4 protein-coding genes are annotated in these 3253 nt (G+C 65.3%); 3 read left to right on the forward strand and 1 reads right to left on the reverse strand.

Going from position 1 to position 3253, the window contains the following annotated elements; translation table 11 throughout:
* Nucleotides 1-248 (forward strand): outer membrane protein (locus tag SB4_RS19955; protein ID WP_420893884.1); only part of this gene is annotated, 248 nt, incomplete at its 5' end.
* Nucleotides 249-371: 123 nt separating this feature from the next.
* The gene (locus tag SB4_RS07070; RefSeq protein ID WP_058752007.1) at nt 372-998 is read left to right on the forward strand and encodes a 50S ribosomal protein L25/general stress protein Ctc; all 627 of its coding nucleotides are present in this window, start codon (nt 372-374) and stop codon (nt 996-998) included.
* Between the two features lie 215 nt (nt 999-1213).
* Here the strand turns inward: SB4_RS07070 and SB4_RS07075 are convergent, their stop codons facing one another.
* Nucleotides 1214-1660 carry an EF-hand domain-containing protein gene (locus SB4_RS07075; protein WP_058752008.1) on the reverse strand — a complete coding sequence of 149 codons (447 nt, stop codon included), beginning with the start codon at nt 1658-1660 and terminating at the stop codon, nt 1214-1216.
* 213 nt (nt 1661-1873) lie between these two features.
* On the opposite strand from SB4_RS07075, the gene purB reads away from it, so the two are divergent.
* Nucleotides 1874-3187, forward strand: a complete 1314-nt coding sequence (purB, locus tag SB4_RS07080; RefSeq protein WP_082670036.1) for an adenylosuccinate lyase — start codon at nt 1874-1876, stop codon at nt 3185-3187.
* The last annotated feature ends 66 nt before the right edge of the window (nt 3188-3253 follow it).

Consider the following 3253-nt stretch of genomic DNA (forward strand, 5'->3'; position numbering starts at 1 on the left):
GCCTGACCGCGCGGGCGGGCTATGTGCTCGGCGATCGCACCATGGTCTTTGCCGAGGCGGGCTATGGCGGCTATCGCTACGATATCCGGCTGGTGAACGTCGTCGACGATGGCGGCAACGGACCCAGCGGGCTGGTCGGCGGCATCGGGATTGAGCGGCAGATCGGCCGCAACGTCGCGGTCCGCCTGCGCGCCCAGGCGGGCTCGGAGCATGGCCGAGTCCTGATCGGTTTGCCGATCCGCTTCTGAGGATGAGGCGGCGCGTGGCTTGCCTTTTACGGGCTTTGCCGCTATGCGCCGCCGCTTCCGGTCATGGTCATCCCTGGAGGCGTGGTCGGAAGCCTATATCCATTTTGTTTCGGAGTTACTGGAATGAGCGACACCCTTACGCTCGCCGCCGAGACGCGCGATCAGGTTGGCAAGGGAGCCTCCCGTTCGCTGCGTCGTGAAGGCCGCGTCCCCGCCGTGATCTATGGCCGCAACCAGGCCGCCGCGTCGATCCATCTCGAAGAGAAGGCCCTCGTCAAGGCGCTGATGACCGGTCATTTCTTCACCTCGGTCATCATGGTGGACGGCCAGCGCACGCTGGCGAAGGACGTCGCGTTCCATCCGGTCACCGACCGCCCGCTGCACGTCGACTTCCTGCGCATCGGCGAGCATGAGACCGTCACGGTCGCCGTGCCTGTCGTGTTCACCGACGAAGACCAGAGCGGCGTGAAGCAGGGCGGCGTTCTGAACGTCACCCGCCACGAGATCGAGCTGGTCGTCGACGCCGCCAACATCCCGACCGAAATCAGCGTCTCGCTGAAGGGTCTGGCGATCGGCGACTCGATCCACATCTCGGACGTGAAGCTGCCCAAGGGCGCCGAGCCCGCCATCGACGACCGCGACTTCGCGATCGCCACCATCGTTGCCCCGACGGTCCTGACCGCCGAGGACGAGGCGATCGACGCCGAGGCGCAGGCCACCGACGCGGCCGAAGGTTCGGAAGAGGCCTGATCCGGCCTCGCTTGCCCCTCGGGGTCAGCGAACGAAACGAAGGGCAGGTGGCGGCGACGCCCCTGCCCTTTTTCGTGGGCGGTCGAACGTCCTCCCGAGTCTGCTTGGCCGATGGGACCAAGCAAAAGGGCCGCAGAACCCGAAGGTCCGGCGGCCCCGCATCCCCGCTCAGGGATGGTACGGAACGGAGGGGTGTTCCGATTTCGTCAGGCCGATCAGCCCTGACCCTGGCTCAGGAAGCCGGTCAGTTCGGTCTTGGACACCGTCTTGTCCTTGTCGGTATCCGCCTGGGCAAAGGCGCTGCCGACCCACTTCTTCGTCGCAGGTGCCTCGGCCTTGGTCGAGGGGTCGGTCTGCGACTTCAGCGCGACCATCCACTGGGCGAATTCGGCCTTGTTCAGCTTGCCGTCGCCGTCCTTGTCATAGGTCGGGAACTGCGTGTCGACGACCTGCGCGATCTGGCTGCCGGTCGCCTGGACCTGCCCTCCCGCCGGAGCCGCTTCAGTCGAAGTTGCTGGTTGCGCAGTCTGTGCCAGGTCCGCCGAGGTTGCGGGAGCCGCTTGCGGCGCGGCGGGTGTGGTCTGGGCTGGCGCAGGAGTCACCTGCGCAAGAACGGGGGCAGACACCATCATCGCGGCGCCAAGAAAAGCATATTTCATCATCTCGTCTCTCCCTACTTTGGTTCGATCGATGACTGTGAAGACCAGGAACGCATCTTCGTCGTTAGTGATACGATCCCGATCTGCATTTTGCTATATGGGGATTGCCCCTTCGGATTTGAAGGCTCGGCTCGTCCCTGCTAACGGCACGGCACACCGTGATTCCGAGAGGGAGTGCACGGTCGCCCGTGCCGATTCCACGATCAGAGGTGCCCCATGATTCCGCGTTACTCCCGTGCCCCCATGACCCGAATCTGGGACCCGCAGACCCGTTTCCGCATCTGGTTCGAGATCGAGGCGCACGCCACGGACGCGCTGGCCGAGCTGGGCGTGGTGCCCAAGGAAGCGGCAGCGCGTATCTGGGAAGCCGACAAGGCAGCGGGCGATTTCGACATCGATCGCATCGATTCGATCGAGGCCGAGACCAAGCACGACGTCATCGCCTTCCTGACCCATGTCGCCGAGCGCACCGGGCCGGAAGCGCGCTTCCTGCACCAGGGCATGACCTCGTCCGACGTGCTCGACACCTGCCTGGCGGTGCAGCTCGCCCGCGCCTCGGACATCCTGATCGAGGATCTCGACTCGCTGCTCGCGGTCATCAAGCGCCGCGCCTATGAGCATAAGCTGACCCCGACGATCGGGCGCAGCCATGGCATCCATGCCGAGCCGGTGACCTTCGGCCTGAAGCTGGCCCAGGCCTATGCCGAGTTCGACCGCAACCGCGCGCGCCTGATCGCGGCGCGCGCCGACATCGCCACCTGCGCGATCTCGGGCGCGGTCGGCACCTTTGCCAATATCGACCCCAGCGTCGAGGCGCATGTTGCCGAGAAGATGGGGCTGACCGTCGAGCCCGTCTCGACCCAGGTCATTCCGCGCGATCGCCATGCGATGTTCTTCGCCACGCTGGGCGTCATCGCCAGCTCGATCGAGCGTCTGGCGACCGAAATCCGCCACCTGCAGCGCACCGAGGTTCTGGAGGCGGAGGAATATTTCTCGCCCGGCCAGAAAGGCTCGTCGGCGATGCCGCACAAGCGCAACCCGGTGCTGACCGAGAACCTGACCGGGCTCGCCCGCATGGTGCGCGGTTACGTGACCCCGGCATTGGAGAATGTCGCGCTGTGGCATGAGCGCGACATCAGCCACAGCTCGGTCGAGCGCTATATCGGTCCCGACGCGACCATCACCCTCGACTTCGCGCTGGCCCGCCTGACGGGCGTCATCGAAAAGCTGGTCGTCTATCCGGCGCGGATGGAGAAGAACCTCAACAAGATGGGCGGCCTCGTCCACTCGCAGCGCGTGCTGCTGGCGCTGACCCAGGCGGGCGTGAGCCGCGAGGACAGCTATCGCCTGGTCCAGCGCAACGCGATGAAGGTCTGGGAATCGGACGGCGAATTGTCGCTGATGGAATTGCTCAAGGCCGATGCCGACGTGACGGCGGCGCTGTCGGTCGAGGAGATCGAGGCGCGCTTCGACCTCGATTATCACTACAAGAATGTCGACACGATCTTCGCGCGGGTGTTCGGCAAGTAACTGTCGAAGGAGTCCCATTGGCGCGGTAACGTGCCGATAGGGACTCCCCTCCCCCGACCCCTCCCG

Origin of the sequence: Sphingomonas sanguinis, from assembly GCF_001476905.1 — a bacterium.
Taxonomy (GTDB): domain Bacteria; phylum Pseudomonadota; class Alphaproteobacteria; order Sphingomonadales; family Sphingomonadaceae; genus Sphingomonas; species Sphingomonas sanguinis_B.